This window comes from Phytobacter diazotrophicus, assembly GCF_052061655.1.
GTDB lineage: Bacteria > Pseudomonadota > Gammaproteobacteria > Enterobacterales > Enterobacteriaceae > Phytobacter > Phytobacter diazotrophicus.
The window spans coordinates 3,691,087-3,707,061 of sequence record NZ_CM125428.1 but is presented as its reverse complement, the minus strand read 5'-3'; the positions used below and the strand labels follow the sequence as shown (position 1 = coordinate 3,707,061).

Sequence of the window (15,975 nt, the reverse complement as noted above, 5' to 3'; positions counted from 1 at the left end):
CGTTGTTCGGAAATAAAAAAATGAAAGCGTTTGATCTCCACCGCATGGCGTTGGATAAGGTTCCTCTGGAGTTTCTTGGCGAAGTTGCGCTTCGCAGCCTCTATACCTTTGTTTTGGTCTTTATATTTCTCAAAATCACGGGGCGGCGCGGCGTGCGTCAGATGTCGCTCTTTGAAGTATTAATCATCCTGACATTAGGCTCAGCGGCAGGCGACGTTGCGTTTTATGACGATGTACCCATGCTTCCGGTACTGGTGGTATTTGTTACTCTGGCCGTATTGTACCGTTTAGTAATGTGGTTCATGACGCACAGCGAGAAACTGGAGGATCTGCTGGAAGGTAAGCCTGCCATCATTATTCACGAAGGGGAATTTGTCTGGGAGAAATTAGATAAGCAGAACATGACGGAATTTGAATTCTTTATGGAACTACGCATCCGTGGCGTTGATCATCTTGGGCAGGTGAGGCTGGCTATCCTGGAGACCAATGGTCAATTGAGTGTCTTTTACTATACGGATGAAGATGTAAAACCGGGTCTGTGTATTTTGCCTAAGGCATTTTCTGAACGTTTCACTACCATACCGGAAGCGGGAGTCTACGCCTGCGTTCAATGCAGTAAAATCATTGCCATGCCGGCGGGTTGTCATCAATTATGTCCGCGTTGTGCAAATCCAGAATGGTCGAAGGCCAGTCGGGGAATTCGGGTAACTTGATAGCCATTATGTCGGTTTTATGACGATTCAGCGGAAGAATGTTTTGTGTGACAGCGACTGCATATTTGGGGTCATAAGTTTTAGACATTGCGGCGCGTGTCACTGAATGATAAAACCGATATCCACTGTTATAACTTATTGCTTTTAGCGTGGTGAGGGGAAATGGCTCAGGTCTTTAATTTCAGTTCAGGTCCGGCAATGTTACCGGCAGATGTACTTAAACAGGCTCAACAGGAACTTTGTGACTGGCATGGTCTTGGTACATCAGTGATGGAAATCAGCCACCGTGGTAAAGAATTTATTCAGGTGGCTGAGGAAGCAGAAAAGGATTTTCGCGATCTGCTGAATATTCCCTCGAACTACAAAGTTTTGTTCTGCCATGGCGGCGGCCGTGGTCAGTTTGCCGGTATTCCGTTGAACATCCTCGGTGATAAAACCACTGCAGATTATGTTGACGCAGGTTACTGGGCGGCGAGTGCAATCAAAGAAGCAAAAAAATACTGCTCCCCAAATGTTATCGACGCAAAAATCTCTGTTGAGGGGCTGCGTGGTGTGAAGCCAATGAGCGAGTGGCAACTGAGCGATAACAGCGCCTATTTGCACTTCTGCCCGAACGAAACCATTGACGGTATTGCCATCAATGAAACGCCGAACTTTGCGGCCGATGTGGTTGTAACGGCGGATCTCTCTTCCACTATCCTGTCCACTCCGCTGGATGTTTCCCGCTACGGTGTGATTTATGCCGGTGCGCAGAAAAATATCGGCCCGGCAGGCTTAACGCTGGTGATCGTTCGTGAGGATTTGCTGGGTAAAGCGCATCAATCTTGCCCTTCAATTCTGGATTACACCATCCTGGCGGAAAACGACTCCATGTTTAACACGCCGCCGACGTTTGCCTGGTATCTGGCTGGCCTCGTCTTCAAATGGCTGAAAAACAACGGTGGCGTTGCAGCCATGGACCGTATTAATCAGCAAAAAGCTGACCTGCTCTACGGTGTGATTGATAAAAGCGATTTCTACCGTAACGATGTTGCCAAAGCGAACCGTTCTCGCATGAACGTTCCGTTCCAGTTGGCTGACAACGCGCTCGACAAAATTTTTCTGGAAGAGTCACTGGCGGCAGGGCTGCATGCACTGAAAGGCCATCGTGTGGTTGGGGGTATGCGTGCCTCTATCTATAACGCGATGCCGCTGGAAGGCGTAAAAGCGCTGACCGACTTTATGGCTGACTTCGAACGTCGCCACGGCTAAATTTGGCTTGCCCCGTACCCCCGTAGCCTGGCTGCGGGGGTTTTTATTCTGTTTGTTGAGAGTTGAGTTTCATGGAATCCCTGACGTTACAACCCATCGCGCGGGTAGATGGCACCATTAATCTGCCTGGTTCAAAAAGTGTTTCCAACCGCGCCTTGTTGCTGGCCGCCTTCGCACAGGGCACCACCGTTCTGACCAATCTTCTGGACAGCGACGATGTGCGCCATATGCTCAATGCGCTCAGTGCGTTGGGAGTTTCCTTCACGCTGTCTGCGGATCGTACCCGCTGTGAAGTAACCGGCGTCGGTGGACCGTTAACGGCAGAAAAACCGCTGGAATTATTTCTGGGTAATGCAGGTACAGCAATGCGGCCATTAGCAGCAGCGCTGTGCCTTGGCAGCAATGACATTGTCCTGACCGGCGAACCGCGTATGAAAGAACGTCCGATTGGCCATCTGGTGGATGCGCTACGGCAGGGCGGCGCGCAGATTAATTATCTGGAACAGGAAAATTACCCGCCTCTGCGTCTGCGCGGCGGGTTCAGCGGTGGCGTCGTCGAAGTTGACGGTAGCGTATCGAGCCAGTTTTTGACTGCATTGCTGATGACCGCTCCGCTTGCAGCTCAGGATACCGTTATCTCCATTAAAGGAGACCTGGTTTCCAAACCCTATATCGACATTACGTTGCATCTGATGAACACTTTCGGTGTCGAGGTTGAAAATCAGCAATATCAGCGGTTTGTCGTGCGTGGTAAGCAGCAGTACATCTCTCCGGGGCATTATCTGGTCGAAGGTGATGCTTCCTCTGCCTCCTATTTCCTGGCGGCTGGCGCGATTAAAGGCGGTACGGTCAAAGTCACCGGTATTGGGCGCAACAGCGTGCAGGGCGATATTCGTTTTGCCGACGTACTGGAAAAAATGGGTGCGCAGGTTGTCTGGGGTGATGATTTTATTTCTTGTACGCACGGTGAGCTGAATGCCATTGATATGGATATGAACCATATTCCTGATGCGGCGATGACCATTGCGACGACGGCGTTATTTGCCCGCGGTACTACCACGATGCGTAACATCTATAACTGGCGCGTTAAAGAAACCGACCGTCTTTTTGCCATGGCGACAGAACTGCGTAAAGTCGGCGCCGAGGTGGAGGAAGGTGAAGATTATATTCGCGTAACCCCACCGGCACACATTCAGTATGCGGAAATTGGCACCTATAATGACCACCGTATGGCAATGTGTTTCTCGCTGGTAGCGTTGTCGGATACACCTGTCACGATCCTCGATCCGAAATGTACCGCCAAAACGTTCCCTGACTATTTCGAGCAACTGGCGCGTATCAGTACGCTTGCCTGATTCTGTTCCTGCTGACGCGGCATTAAAACACAAGGGCTGGTGACCAATTTTGAAAAACTGGCGAAAATGGACTCCGGCCACGCGAAGTCACTGTTCGATTCTCATCCGCCATCAGCGGAGCGCGCGCAGCACATTCGTGATCGTATCGCCGCAGATAAAAAGTAAATAATTGTCACTTTCGGGCTGGTAATCCTCCAGCCCCTCTATAATTGCGCAAACCTTCTTCACTCAGCACGATTAATCCCGTTATTTATACCTGGTAGTAACGGTCATTGACGTTGCAGCGTATAATGCGCGGCGTTTACGTTAACGGTATGCCTTTATGAAGGAGAAAAAGATGGCGGCAATTGCCCCGGTAATCACCATTGATGGGCCTAGCGGTGCGGGGAAAGGCACTCTGTGCAAGGCAATGGCGGAAGCGTTGCAATGGCATCTACTGGATTCAGGCGCAATCTATCGTGTGCTGGCGCTGGCGGCGTTGCACCACCATGTTGATGTCACCTCAGAAGACGTACTGGTTCCGCTGGCAGCGCATCTCGACGTACGTTTTGTCTCAACTGACGGCAACCTTGAAGTGATTCTTGAAGGTGAGGACGTGAGCGGTGAGATTCGTACGCAGGAAGTCGCTAATGCAGCATCGCAGGTTGCGGCTTTTCCACGCGTGCGTGAGGCTCTGTTACGCCGTCAGCGCGCTTTTCGTGAAGCGCCGGGCCTTATCGCCGACGGGCGCGATATGGGAACCGTCGTATTCCCCGATGCGCCAGTGAAAATTTTCCTTGACGCCTCCTCCGAAGAGCGTGCGCACCGCCGCATGCTACAGTTGCAGGAAAAGGGGTTTAGTGTTAATTTTGATCGCCTTTTATCTGAGATAAAAGAGCGCGATGACCGCGATCGTAACCGCGCCGTCGCCCCACTTGTTCCTGCAGAAGATGCTTTAGTGCTGGATTCCACCAGTTTAACTATTGAGCAAGTGATTGAAAAAGCGCTACAATATGCGCGCCAAAAACTGGCACTCGCGTAATCGCGACAGAATTAGTAGTACCCCCGCTGCAAAGGATTGACGGCGGGTATGTGAAACAACCCCATCCGGCACGGAGCCAGGTGGACGTTAATATTAACCTGAAGATTAAACATGACTGAATCTTTTGCTCAACTGTTTGAAGAATCCTTAAAAGAAATCGAAACCCGCCCGGGTTCCATCGTTCGTGGTGTTGTTGTTGCTATCGACAAAGACGTAGTACTGGTTGACGCCGGTCTGAAATCTGAGTCTGCCATTCCGGCTGAGCAGTTCAAAAACGCCCAGGGCGAACTGGAAATCCAGGTTGGCGACGAAGTTGACGTTGCTCTGGATGCAGTAGAAGACGGCTTCGGTGAAACCCTGCTGTCCCGTGAGAAAGCTAAACGTCACGAAGCTTGGATCACGCTGGAAAAAGCGTACGAAGAAGCTGAAACTGTTACCGGTGTTATCAACGGCAAAGTCAAAGGCGGCTTCACTGTTGAGCTGAACGGTATTCGCGCGTTCCTGCCAGGTTCTCTGGTAGATGTTCGTCCGGTTCGCGATACGCTGCACCTGGAAGGCAAAGAGCTTGAGTTCAAAGTAATCAAGCTGGACCAGAAGCGTAACAACGTTGTTGTTTCTCGTCGTGCCGTTATCGAATCCGAGAACAGCGCTGAACGTGATCAACTGCTGGAAAACCTGCAGGAAGGCATGGAAGTTAAAGGTATCGTTAAGAACCTCACTGACTACGGTGCATTCGTTGATCTGGGTGGCGTTGACGGCCTGCTGCACATCACTGACATGGCCTGGAAACGCGTTAAGCATCCGAGCGAAATCGTCAACGTGGGCGACGAAATCACTGTTAAAGTGCTGAAGTTCGACCGCGAGCGTACCCGTGTATCTCTGGGCCTGAAACAGCTGGGCGAAGATCCGTGGGTTGCTATCGCTAAACGTTACCCGGAAGGTACTAAACTGACCGGTCGCGTAACCAACCTGACTGACTACGGCTGCTTCGTTGAAATCGAAGAAGGCGTTGAAGGCCTGGTACACGTTTCCGAAATGGACTGGACCAACAAAAACATCCACCCATCCAAAGTTGTTAACGTTGGTGACGTAGTGGAAGTTATGGTTCTGGATATCGACGAAGAACGTCGTCGTATCTCCCTGGGCCTGAAACAGTGCAAAGCTAACCCGTGGCAGCAGTTCGCGGAAACCCACAACAAGGGTGACCGTGTTGAAGGTAAAATCAAGTCTATCACTGACTTCGGTATCTTCATCGGCCTGGACGGCGGCATCGATGGTCTGGTTCACCTGTCTGACATCTCCTGGAACGTTGCAGGCGAAGAAGCAGTTCGTGAATACAAAAAAGGCGACGAAATCGCAGCTGTTGTTCTGCAGGTTGACGCAGAGCGTGAGCGTATCTCTCTGGGCGTTAAACAGCTCGCAGAAGATCCGTTCAACAACTACGTTGCTCTGAACAAGAAAGGCGCGATCGTAACCGGTAAAGTAACTGCAGTTGACGCGAAAGGCGCAACCGTAGAACTGGCTGACGGTGTTGAAGGTTACCTGCGTGCTTCTGAAGCATCCCGTGACCGCGTTGAAGACGCAACTCTGGTTCTGAACGTAGGCGACGACGTTGAAGCTAAATTCACCGGCGTTGATCGTAAAAACCGTGTAGTTAGCCTGTCTGTTCGTGCTAAAGACGAAGCTGACGAGAAAGATGCTATCGCAACTGTTAACAACAAACAGGAAGACGGCAATTTCTCCAACGCTATGGCAGAAGCCTTCAAAGCAGCTAAAGGCGAGTAATATTTCGCCATACTTTGGACTGCCAGACGGCTGTTAGTACATCGCTTCGGTAAATTGCCGGGGCGATATTGCGAAGCAACGGTGCCTGACACGCGAAGTATGATGAGTATACTTGACAGATTACAGATTTCGTCCTGTAATCAAGCACAAAGGGCGGCTACGGCCGCCCTTGTTCAAGCTGTTAAGCTAATTTGCCCTGAAGGAAACCGGAGGAATCATGACCAAGTCAGAATTGATTGAAAGACTTGCCAGCCAGCAATCGCACATTCCCGCGAAAGCGGTGGAAGACGCGGTGAAAGAGATGCTGGAGCATATGGCCTCTACTCTTGCCCAGGGTGAGCGTATTGAGATCCGCGGTTTCGGCAGTTTTTCTCTGCACTATCGTGCACCCCGCACCGGACGTAATCCGAAAACGGGCGATAAAGTGGATCTGGAAGGAAAATACGTTCCGCACTTTAAGCCGGGTAAAGAATTACGTGACCGCGCCAATATTTATGAAGGTTAAGTTTTAATCTGTATTGAAACCTAATCATCGTGAAAAGCACCGACAGGTGCTTTTTTCATTTCTGGTCCCTGCATCCTGAAAGCTGCTCGCAAAATGCGTTTTTTTAGATGCAAGCGCGTTTAAATCTGCCCACCCTCGCCGCAAAACAAGAAAATCATGCCAGACGGCATACGTAACGCTGGTCACACTTCCCGTAACAAGGAGGTGGGCATGTCATTACCTGCATTAGCACTTTGTCTGAACTTAGGCATATTGCCACTATTATTTCTCCCGACACTGCCTGAAATTGAACATGTCTGGGTGATAGCCGTTACAGGATTACTGCTCGCCAGCAGGCATCAGCGCTACATTCGCTATGCAGGTTTTACGGTTCTGTTTTTCGCCTGGGGATTACTGGCGGCATTGCAGGTTCTCTGGCCTACACAACATTTGCCGGGTGCGAATCGGCAGGTGAGGGTAGTGATTACCGCCACCGATCATGCAACAACGCACTATGCTGACATCACCCACCTGGAGGGTAAGCGCGTCATTCCCGCGGCAGGTATTACGCTCTACGGCGAATATTTGCCGCAACCGGTGTGCGTTGGTCAGCAGTGGGATATGACCATAAGAGCAAGGCCTGTACACGGGCAACTCAATGATGGGGGATTCGATACTCAGCGCCATGCGCTGTCGTCGCATTTACCGCTTACCGGTCGATTTGTGAAGGCAAATATTGTGAATGCCCAGTGTAGCTGGCGTGGGCGATATCTGGATTCACTGAGTACGCATCTGGAAGCGTACCCCTGGCGGCAGGTCATCCTGGCGCTGGGGCTTGGTGAACGTGCGGCGCTGGATAGTGACGTAAAAGATATCATGCGTCAGACGGGCACAGCCCACCTGATGGCCATATCGGGGCTGCATATCGCACTGACAGCGATGATGGGTGTGCTACTGACCAGAGGCGTGCAGCGCTTTTTCCCCGCAAGACGAATCAACTGGCATTTACCGCTACTGATAGGTGTGGTCTGTGCTGTCTGCTATGCCAGTTTAACGGGGATGCAGCCACCCGCTTTTCGAACCAGTCTCTCTATTGGCATATGGGCTGCTTTACGTCTCTCTGGACGTTTGTGGACACCATGGCAGGTCTGGGTGTGCTGCATTGCCGGTATACTGTTTATCGATCCTATTGCTGTGTTGTCGCAAAGTTTATGGCTGTCTGCTTTCGCCGTCGCGGCACTGATTTTTTGGTATCATTGGCTCCCGTTACGGATTCAGAACCTGTGCTGGTGGCGCCGGATCCTCATCGATCTGCTGTATATCCAGGCGGGAATGACATTATTGCTGATGCCGCTGCAGGTTTTGTCTTTTCACGGCCTTAGCCTGAGTTCAATGGTGGCGAATTTAATCGCAGTACCGCTGGTTACCTTTGTCACGGTCCCACTCGTCCTCTTCGGTATGCTGCTGCATCTTATTGGCCCGCAAGGTATTGAATCATGTGTCTGGTATCTGGCTGATGGTTCTCTTGCGATTTTATTCTGGTTCCTGCAGCGCTTGCCGCACGGCTGGATTGATGTCGATGCACGCTGGCTTGGGCTAGCCTGGCTTCCCTGGTTTTTTCTTATCATGGGAAAATTGCGCTGCTGGCGCACCTTTCCCGCTGCCAGTTGTACGGCAATCCTTCTCCTGCTGTTCCCTTTTTGGCAGACCCATCGCGACGGTGACTGGGCGGTACATGCGCTTGATGTAGGCCAGGGTCTGGCGATGGTTATTGAACGCAACGGTAAAGCAATTTTGTACGACACCGGGCTTGCCTGGCCGGGTGGGGATAGCGCACAGCAACTGATTACCCCGTGGTTGCGTTGGCATCATCTGCAACCGGAAGGCATTATTCTCAGCCATGAGCATCTCGATCATCGGGGTGGGCTTAATACTCTTCTCGCCGACTGGCCGTCACTGTGGGTTAAAAGCCCGTTGGGCTGGGCCGGCCATCAGCCCTGTTTTCGCGGTGAACGCTGGCAATGGCAGGGGCTTACCTTCACGGCACACTGGCCACTCAAAGGCGTGCAAATGAAGGGAAACAATCGCTCGTGCGTGGTCAAAGTCGATGACGGGCAACAAAGCATACTGCTTACGGGAGATATTGAAAGCGCAGGGGAAATGGCGATGATGAGCCATTACTGGCAGCATCTCCAGGCTACACTTATCCAGGTGCCTCATCATGGCAGCAACACCTCTTCCACGCTCCCTTTTATTCAGAGAGTGAATGGAAAGGTGGCGCTGGTATCGGCATCGCGTTACAACAACTGGCGTTTGCCGTCGGCAAAAGTGCAAAAGCGCTATCGGCAACAGGCTTACCAGTGGTTTGATACGCCGCATCATGGACAAATAACAGTCTTATTCTCGCGGCAAGGTTGGAAAATCTTAAGCTTACGCGAGCAAATTTTCCCACGTTGGTATCATCAGTGGTTTGGCGTACCTGGAGATAACGGGTAGAATATGCGGCTATTTCAACAAGTGCTGGTTTTTTGAATGCATAACGACAAAGATCTCTCTACATGGCAGACATTCCGCCGACTTTGGCCCATCATTGCGCCGTTTAAAACGGGTTTGATCGTGTCGGGAGTAGCGTTAATCCTCAACGCAGCCAGCGATACATTCATGTTATCGCTCCTCAAACCATTACTGGATGATGGTTTTGGTAAAACGGACCGCTCAGTGTTGCTGTGGATGCCACTGGTGGTTATCGGGCTGATGATTTTACGCGGCATCACCAGCTATATATCCAGCTACTGTATTTCATGGGTTTCTGGCAAGGTGGTGATGACCATGCGCCGCCGCCTGTTTGGTCATATGATGGGGATGCCCGTATCCTTCTTCGACAAACAATCTACCGGGACGCTCCTGTCCCGCATTACCTATGACTCTGAACAGGTTGCTTCTTCCTCTTCCAGTGCGCTGATCACTGTGGTTCGTGAAGGGGCATCTATCATCGGTCTGTTTGTGATGATGTTCTATTACAGCTGGCAACTGTCGGCAATCCTCATTGTACTTGCGCCGATCGTCTCTTTTGCTATTCGCGTTGTGTCAAAGCGTTTTCGCAATATCAGCAAAAACATGCAAAACACGATGGGGCAGGTGACCACCAGTGCCGAGCAGATGCTGAAAGGGCATAAAGAAGTGCTGATGTTTGGCGGTCAGGAAGTAGAGACCAGCCGCTTTGAGAAAGTCAGCAATAAGATGCGTCTGCAGGGCATGAAAATGGTCTCTGCATCATCCATTTCTGACCCGATCATTCAGCTTATTGCCTCACTGGCGCTGGCATTTGTGCTTTATGCCGCAAGTTTCCCAAGCGTGATGGATACCCTGACGGCAGGGACTATTACCGTTGTGTTCTCATCAATGATTGCTCTGATGCGCCCGCTTAAATCGCTGACCAACGTCAATGCCCAGTTTCAGCGCGGGATGGCTGCCTGCCAGACGCTGTTCGCGATTCTGGATAGCGAGCAGGAAAAAGACGAAGGTACGCTGGTGATTGAACGTGCAAAAGGCGACGTTGAGTTCCGTGATGTGACCTTTACTTATCCGGGGCGCGAGACGCCTGCACTGCGTAATATCAACCTGAGTATTCCTGCAGGAAAAACGGTGGCACTGGTTGGCCGTTCTGGTTCGGGTAAATCGACCATGGCGAGCCTTATCACGCGCTTCTATGACATTGATAAAGGCCAGATCCTGATGGATGGTCATGATCTGCGTGAATATAAGCTGACGTCATTGCGTAACCAGGTCGCACTGGTCTCGCAAAATGTACACCTCTTCAACGATACTGTGGCAAATAACATTGCCTATGCCCGTACGGAAGAGTACAGCCGTGAGCAGATCGAACAGGCGGCGAAAATGGCCTACGCCATGGATTTCATCAATAAGATGGACAATGGTCTGGACACCATTATCGGTGAAAACGGCGTACTGCTTTCCGGCGGCCAACGTCAGCGTATTGCGATTGCCCGTGCACTGTTGCGTGACAGTCCCATTCTTATCCTGGATGAGGCAACGTCGGCACTGGATACGGAATCCGAGCGTGCGATTCAGGCGGCGCTTAATGAATTGCAGAAAAACCGTACCTCACTGGTGATTGCACACCGCCTTTCTACGATCGAGCAGGCAGATGAAATCGTGGTGGTAGAAGATGGGCGCATCGTTGAGCGTGGAAGTCATAGCGAGCTTCTGGCGCAACTTGGTGTCTATGCGCAGTTGCATAAAATGCAGTTTGGCGAATGATTGCGCGCATCTGGTCCGGTGAATCACCGCTGTGGCTGTTGTTATTACCGCTGTCCTGGCTCTATGGCCTGGTCAGCGGCATTATTCGTTTGTGCTGGCGGCTGGGGTTGAAAAAAGCCTGGCAGGCACCCGTTCCCGTTGTCGTGGTCGGTAATCTGACTGCGGGCGGCAACGGTAAAACGCCGGTAGTTGTCTGGCTGGTTGAACAGTTACAGCAGCGCGGTATCCGGGTAGGGGTGGTTTCCAGAGGGTATGGCGGTAAAGCCGCGCATTACCCGCTGTTGCTTACCCCTGAAACTACGACTACCGAGGCAGGTGATGAGCCAGTGCTTATTTTTCAGCGTACGGGCGCGCCTGTCGCTGTGTCTCCCGCCAGAGTCGATGCCGTTAAAGCACTTCTGGCGGACTCACCTGTGCAACTGATCGTCACCGACGACGGCTTGCAGCACTATCGTCTGCACCGTGATAAAGAAATTGTCGTTATTGATGGTGTGCGACGTTTTGGTAACGGCTGGTGGCTTCCCGCAGGGCCGATGCGTGAGCGGGCATCGCGACTTAAAACCGTTGACGCAGTGATCACCAATGGTGGCATTGCTCAGCCTGGCGAGATAGCCATGCGATTGCAGCCAGGGTTGGCCGTGAATTTACTTACCGGTGAGCGCCGTAATGTCAATGCGTTGCAAAATCTGGTAGCAATGGCCGGAATTGGTCATCCTCCGCGTTTTTTTGCTACGCTGCATGAAAGCGGCGCGCGTCCGGTGAAAACCGTTGCGCTGGCCGATCATCAGGCACTTTCCCGGCAGGATGTTGCGGCACTGCTTGAGCCAGAGCAGACGCTTATCATGACGGAAAAAGATGCCGTCAAGTGTCGCGCCTTTGCGGAAAATAACTGGTGGTATCTGCCCGTGGATGCGCATCTTGAGGATAAGCAAGCAGAGAAGTTGTTGCAGGAACTCATAAATCTGGTGCGCTGACGCTCTTGTCGGGGCGCGCCGTGTTCTACGACCGGGAAGCCTATGTCTGTGCCACAAATCACGCTGCAAACGGCCCGTCATCTTCATCTTGCCGCTCAGGGCTTACTGAGAAAACCATCCCGTCGCGCCACCCCTGGCGACATCCTGACGACGATTCAACGTATGTCGTTGCTACAAATTGATACCATCAACATTGTGGCGCGTAGTCCCTATCTGGTACTTTTCAGCCGTCTTGGCAAATATCCTACCCAGTGGCTTGATGACGCGCTGAAAAATGGCGAACTGATGGAGTACTGGGCGCACGAAGCCTGCTTTTTACCACGTAGCGATTTTGCCTTATTCCGCCATCGTATGCTTGCCCCGGATAAGATGGGCTGGAAGTATCGCGAGGCATGGATGCAAGAGCATGCGCAGGAAATTGAGGCGCTCATCGCACACATTCAGCAAAACGGTCCTGTTCGTTCGGCTGATTTTGAACATCCGCGTAAAGGGGCCAGCGGCTGGTGGGAATGGAAGCCACATAAGCGCCATCTGGAAGGATTGTTTACTGCAGGGAAGGTGATGGTTATCGAACGCCGCAATTTCCAGCGCGTTTATGATCTTACTCATCGGGTGATGCCACACTGGAATGACGAGCGTGACTTATTAACGCAGGCTGAGGCCGAGCACCTTATGCTTGCGAAGAGTGCACGCAGTCTGGGCCTCTTTCGTGCTGAATGGCTCGCGGATTATTACCGTCTGCGCCAGCCTGCGTTACCTCTGTTGCTTGAGCGTCTCCAGGAAGAGGGCAACATTGTCCCGGTGGATGTCGAAAAGCTTGGCCCCGCCTGGCTGCATACTGATTTATTGCCGCAGCTTGAACTCGCGGCAGCCGGAAAACTGACGGCAACCCATAGCGCTGTGCTCTCACCCTTCGACCCGGTTGTGTGGGATCGCAAACGGGCGGAACAACTGTTTGATTTTAGCTATCGGCTGGAGTGCTATACGCCTGCGCCAAAACGTCAGTACGGTTATTTTGTGCTGCCGCTATTGCATCGTGGCCGTCTGGTCGGGCGAATGGATGCCAAAATGCATCGCAAAGAAGCGGTGCTGGAGGTCATTGCGCTCTACCTGGAAAACGGTGTAAAACCGGGGCGCATGCTTGAAAATGGGCTTCTAACCGCTATCGGTGATTTTGCCCGCTGGCAAGGCGCGCAGCGTGTTACCTTTGGAAAACTGCCGGAAGGGCTTTTTATTGAGCATCGTCAGGGGCTGGAAGTCGACGCAGCCTGACCAATGAATATGTTAAAATTTACGGATCATGCGTCAGGTCCGCCAGGAGGAAATATGGATCATCGGTTACTGGAAATCATCGCCTGCCCGGTTTGTAACGGCAAACTCTATTACAGCCAGGATAAACAAGAACTGATTTGCAAAGTGGATAGCCTCGCTTATCCCGTGCGCGAGGGCATTCCAGTACTGCTGGAAAACGAAGCGCGCTCATTAACAGAAGAAGAGAGTCGGCCATGAGTTTCGTTGTCATTATTCCAGCGCGTTACGCGTCCACCCGTTTACCGGGGAAACCTTTGGTTGATATCAATGGGAAACCCATGGTGGTGCATGTGCTGGAACGTGCGCGTGAATCAGGGGCGGCGCGCATTATTGTTGCGACCGACCATGCGGATGTTGCGCGTGCGGTAGAAGCGGCGGGTGGAGAGGTTTGCATGACCCGCGCCGATCATCAGTCCGGAACGGAGCGTCTGGCCGAAGTCGTCGAAAAATGTGGTTTCAGTGATGACACCGTGATCGTCAATGTGCAAGGCGACGAACCGATGATCCCACCGGCCATTATTCGTCAGGTGGCAGAAAACCTGGCCACTCGCGACATTGGCATGGCTACGCTGGCAGTGCCGATTCATCATGCCGATGAAGCATTTAATCCGAACGCGGTAAAAGTGGTGACCGACGTGCAAGGTTATGCGCTCTATTTCTCGCGGGCGACCATTCCGTGGGATCGTGACCGTTTTGCTGTTTCTCGTGAGACAATTGGCGATACCTTCCTGCGTCATATCGGTATTTACGGTTATCGTGCCGGCTTTATCCGTCGTTATGTAAATTGGGAAGCCAGTCCGCTGGAAAATATCGAAATGCTGGAGCAGCTACGCGTGCTGTGGTACGGCGAAAAAATTCACGTCGCTGTTGCGACGGAAGTTCCGGGCACAGGGGTTGATACGCAGGAAGATCTCGTGCGCGTGCGCGCTGAAATGCATTAATTTTCTCTTCTCAATCCCCTCACTCTGAGGGGATTTGCTTTTTTCCAGCAAATTCTCGTATTGATTTGATCTCATCAGGTGACATCCCGTCATCCGGCGCTCATTATAAAAGCAGTAGTCTTCATGAGGGCAATCTGATATGGAACAACTGCGCGCTGAATTAAGCCACCTGCTGGGTGAAAAGCTGAGCCGCATGGAATGTGTCAGCGAGAGACCTGATACGACGTTATGGTCCTTGTATGACAGCCAGGGAAATCCCATGCCATTACTGGCGAGGAGTTTTTCCACCCCTGGCCTTGCTCGTCAACTGGCATGGAAAATCTCAATGTTGGCACGCAGTGGCACGGTACGTATGCCTGTCGTGTATGGCGTAATGACCCATGAAGAACATCCAGGGCCAGATGTCCTGCTTATGGAACGCCTGCGCGGCGTGCCGGTTGAAGCACCTGCACGTACCCCCGAACGCTGGGAACATCTGAAAGATCAAATCGTGGAAGGGTTACTGTCCTGGCACAGACAGGACAGCCACGGCTGTGTGGGAATGGTGGACAATACCCAGGAGAATATCTGGCCCTCCTGGTATCGCCAGCGGGTAGAAGTACTATGGACCACGCTGAATCAGTACCACAATACGGGGCTCACGATGCAGGATAAACGTATCCTGTTCCGCACCAGGGAGTGCCTGCCGTTGCTGTTCGAAGGTTTCAACGACAATTGTGTACTGGTGCATGGCAATTTCAATTTGCGTAGTATGTTGAAAGATGCCCGGAGCGACCAGCTTCTGGCTATGGTCGGGCCGGGTATTATGCTCTGGGCACCGCGAGAATATGAGCTGTTCCGCCTGGCGGATGGTCCTCTCGCCGAAGGACTGTTCTGGCATTATCTCCAGCGCGCACCGGTCGCAGAATCCTTTATGTGGCGGCGCTGGCTCTATTTGCTGTGGGATGAAGTGGCGAAACTGGTGAATACGGGCCACTTCAGTCGCCCCAGTTTTGATTTGGCGTCTAAGTCACTCCTTCCCTGGCTTGCCTGAGTCACCTTTCAGCCATTGCCAAATCCTCCCCAGTGTTTCATACCCGACCCGGTCGCTGTGCATGAGCCAGACCGGGGACGGGATGGCGCGTTCCCAGGGATTAAGAGGGGAAACGATAGCCATCTGATTCGCGGGAGCGGGCAGGGGGGGGAGCCCCGCATTACGGAAGAAAACCATTGCTCTGGGCATATGCGAAGCGGACGTCACCAGTAAAAAAGGTACGTCGCCAATAGCCTGTTTGACGGCGGCAGCTTCCTCTTCGGTATCTTTCGGTGAATCCAGGGTGATGATATCGCCGCGCGGTATGCCCAGGCTCTCCGCCACTCTGGCTCCGGCTTCTGCTGTACTGATGGGGTTCGTTTTTGCCGCCGCACCGGTAAAGATTAATTTCGCACCAGGATTCTGATGTAACAGGCGAATGCCCTCGTTCAAACGTGGCAGGCTGTTATTAATGAGATTTGAGCTTGGTGCCCAGGCGTCATTCCAGGTATAGCCGCCACCCAGAACCACGATATATTTGACCGTCTCTGCGCCGCGCCAGGTGGGATAGCTATCCTCGATGGGTTTGAGCATTTTGTCCGCAACGGGTTGTAGACTCAGTAGCAGAAGAATCAACCAGCTTGCGCTAATGATGCCTTTGCCCGTTTTTTGCCAGCGACTGAACCAAACGAGCAACAGCCCAATCCCAATCAATATAAGCAATGCCGGCAGGGGCAGCATCAGGCCGCCAATGTATTTCTTGAGCGTAAAAAGCACGCGTCCGTCTCCTTTTTAACCATACAGCAGGCGTTTTGCGTGGATCTTACACCAGATGGGTTCATTCTGA

Annotated in this window: 14 protein-coding genes and 1 pseudogene; 14 read left to right on the top strand and 1 reads right to left on the bottom strand. The window is 52.1% G+C overall.

What is annotated here, in order from left to right; all coding sequences use genetic code 11:
• The first annotated feature begins 20 nt into the window (after positions 1-20).
• From ACS0RQ_RS18140 to ACS0RQ_RS18075, 14 genes and pseudogenes are all read left to right on the top strand, one after another.
• Positions 21-713 (top strand): DUF421 domain-containing protein, encoded by a 693-nt coding sequence (locus ACS0RQ_RS18140; RefSeq protein ID WP_271850947.1) that lies wholly within the window; start codon positions 21-23, stop codon positions 711-713.
• Between the two features lie 162 nt (positions 714-875).
• On the top strand, positions 876-1,964 hold the full coding sequence (gene serC, locus ACS0RQ_RS18135; protein ID WP_271850942.1) for a 3-phosphoserine/phosphohydroxythreonine transaminase: 1,089 nt from the start codon (positions 876-878) through the stop codon (positions 1,962-1,964).
• A 71-nt stretch (positions 1,965-2,035) separates the two neighbouring features.
• The gene (aroA, locus tag ACS0RQ_RS18130; RefSeq protein ID WP_271850941.1) at positions 2,036-3,319 is read left to right on the top strand and encodes a 3-phosphoshikimate 1-carboxyvinyltransferase; all 1,284 of its coding nucleotides are present in this window, start codon (positions 2,036-2,038) and stop codon (positions 3,317-3,319) included.
• 15 nt (positions 3,320-3,334) lie between these two features.
• Positions 3,335-3,484 (top strand): annotated as a pseudogene (locus ACS0RQ_RS18125) (metalloprotease); the annotation flags it as partial.
• A gap of 172 nt (positions 3,485-3,656) precedes the next feature.
• Positions 3,657-4,340 carry a (d)CMP kinase gene (gene cmk, locus ACS0RQ_RS18120; protein ID WP_039078547.1) on the top strand — a complete coding sequence of 228 codons (684 nt, stop codon included), beginning with the start codon at positions 3,657-3,659 and terminating at the stop codon, positions 4,338-4,340.
• A gap of 111 nt (positions 4,341-4,451) precedes the next feature.
• Positions 4,452-6,125 carry a 30S ribosomal protein S1 gene (rpsA, locus tag ACS0RQ_RS18115; RefSeq protein ID WP_039078548.1) on the top strand — a complete coding sequence of 558 codons (1,674 nt, stop codon included), beginning with the start codon at positions 4,452-4,454 and terminating at the stop codon, positions 6,123-6,125.
• 217 nt (positions 6,126-6,342) lie between these two features.
• Positions 6,343-6,630: an integration host factor subunit beta gene (ihfB, locus tag ACS0RQ_RS18110; protein WP_039078549.1), complete on the top strand. Its 288-nt coding sequence runs from the start codon at positions 6,343-6,345 to the stop codon at positions 6,628-6,630.
• Between the two features lie 210 nt (positions 6,631-6,840).
• On the top strand, positions 6,841-9,105 hold the full coding sequence (locus ACS0RQ_RS18105; RefSeq protein WP_271850940.1) for a ComEC family protein: 2,265 nt from the start codon (positions 6,841-6,843) through the stop codon (positions 9,103-9,105).
• A gap of 36 nt (positions 9,106-9,141) precedes the next feature.
• Positions 9,142-10,890 carry a lipid A ABC transporter ATP-binding protein/permease MsbA gene (gene msbA / locus ACS0RQ_RS18100; protein WP_271850939.1) on the top strand — a complete coding sequence of 583 codons (1,749 nt, stop codon included), beginning with the start codon at positions 9,142-9,144 and terminating at the stop codon, positions 10,888-10,890.
• On the top strand, positions 10,887-11,864 hold the full coding sequence (gene lpxK, locus ACS0RQ_RS18095; protein ID WP_039078552.1) for a tetraacyldisaccharide 4'-kinase: 978 nt from the start codon (positions 10,887-10,889) through the stop codon (positions 11,862-11,864). The genes msbA and lpxK overlap by 4 nt, the downstream gene beginning before the upstream one ends.
• A gap of 42 nt (positions 11,865-11,906) precedes the next feature.
• Positions 11,907-13,136, top strand: coding sequence for a winged helix-turn-helix domain-containing protein (locus ACS0RQ_RS18090; protein WP_271850938.1), 1,230 nt, complete (start codon positions 11,907-11,909; stop codon positions 13,134-13,136).
• 54 nt (positions 13,137-13,190) lie between these two features.
• Positions 13,191-13,373 (top strand): Trm112 family protein, encoded by a 183-nt coding sequence (locus ACS0RQ_RS18085; RefSeq protein WP_039078554.1) that lies wholly within the window; start codon positions 13,191-13,193, stop codon positions 13,371-13,373.
• Entirely contained in the window at positions 13,370-14,116 is a 747-nt protein-coding gene (kdsB, locus tag ACS0RQ_RS18080; RefSeq protein WP_271850937.1) for a 3-deoxy-manno-octulosonate cytidylyltransferase, read from the top strand. Before ACS0RQ_RS18085 ends, kdsB begins: the two co-directional genes overlap by 4 nt.
• Positions 14,117-14,255: 139 nt before the next feature.
• Positions 14,256-15,149, top strand: a complete 894-nt coding sequence (locus tag ACS0RQ_RS18075; protein WP_271850936.1) for a YcbJ family phosphotransferase — start codon at positions 14,256-14,258, stop codon at positions 15,147-15,149.
• Here ACS0RQ_RS18075 and elyC read toward each other — a convergent pair.
• On the bottom strand, positions 15,126-15,905 hold the full coding sequence (gene elyC / locus ACS0RQ_RS18070; RefSeq protein WP_334632915.1) for an envelope biogenesis factor ElyC: 780 nt from the start codon (positions 15,903-15,905) through the stop codon (positions 15,126-15,128). The genes ACS0RQ_RS18075 and elyC overlap by 24 nt on opposite strands.
• Between the last annotated feature and the right edge of the window lie 70 nt (positions 15,906-15,975).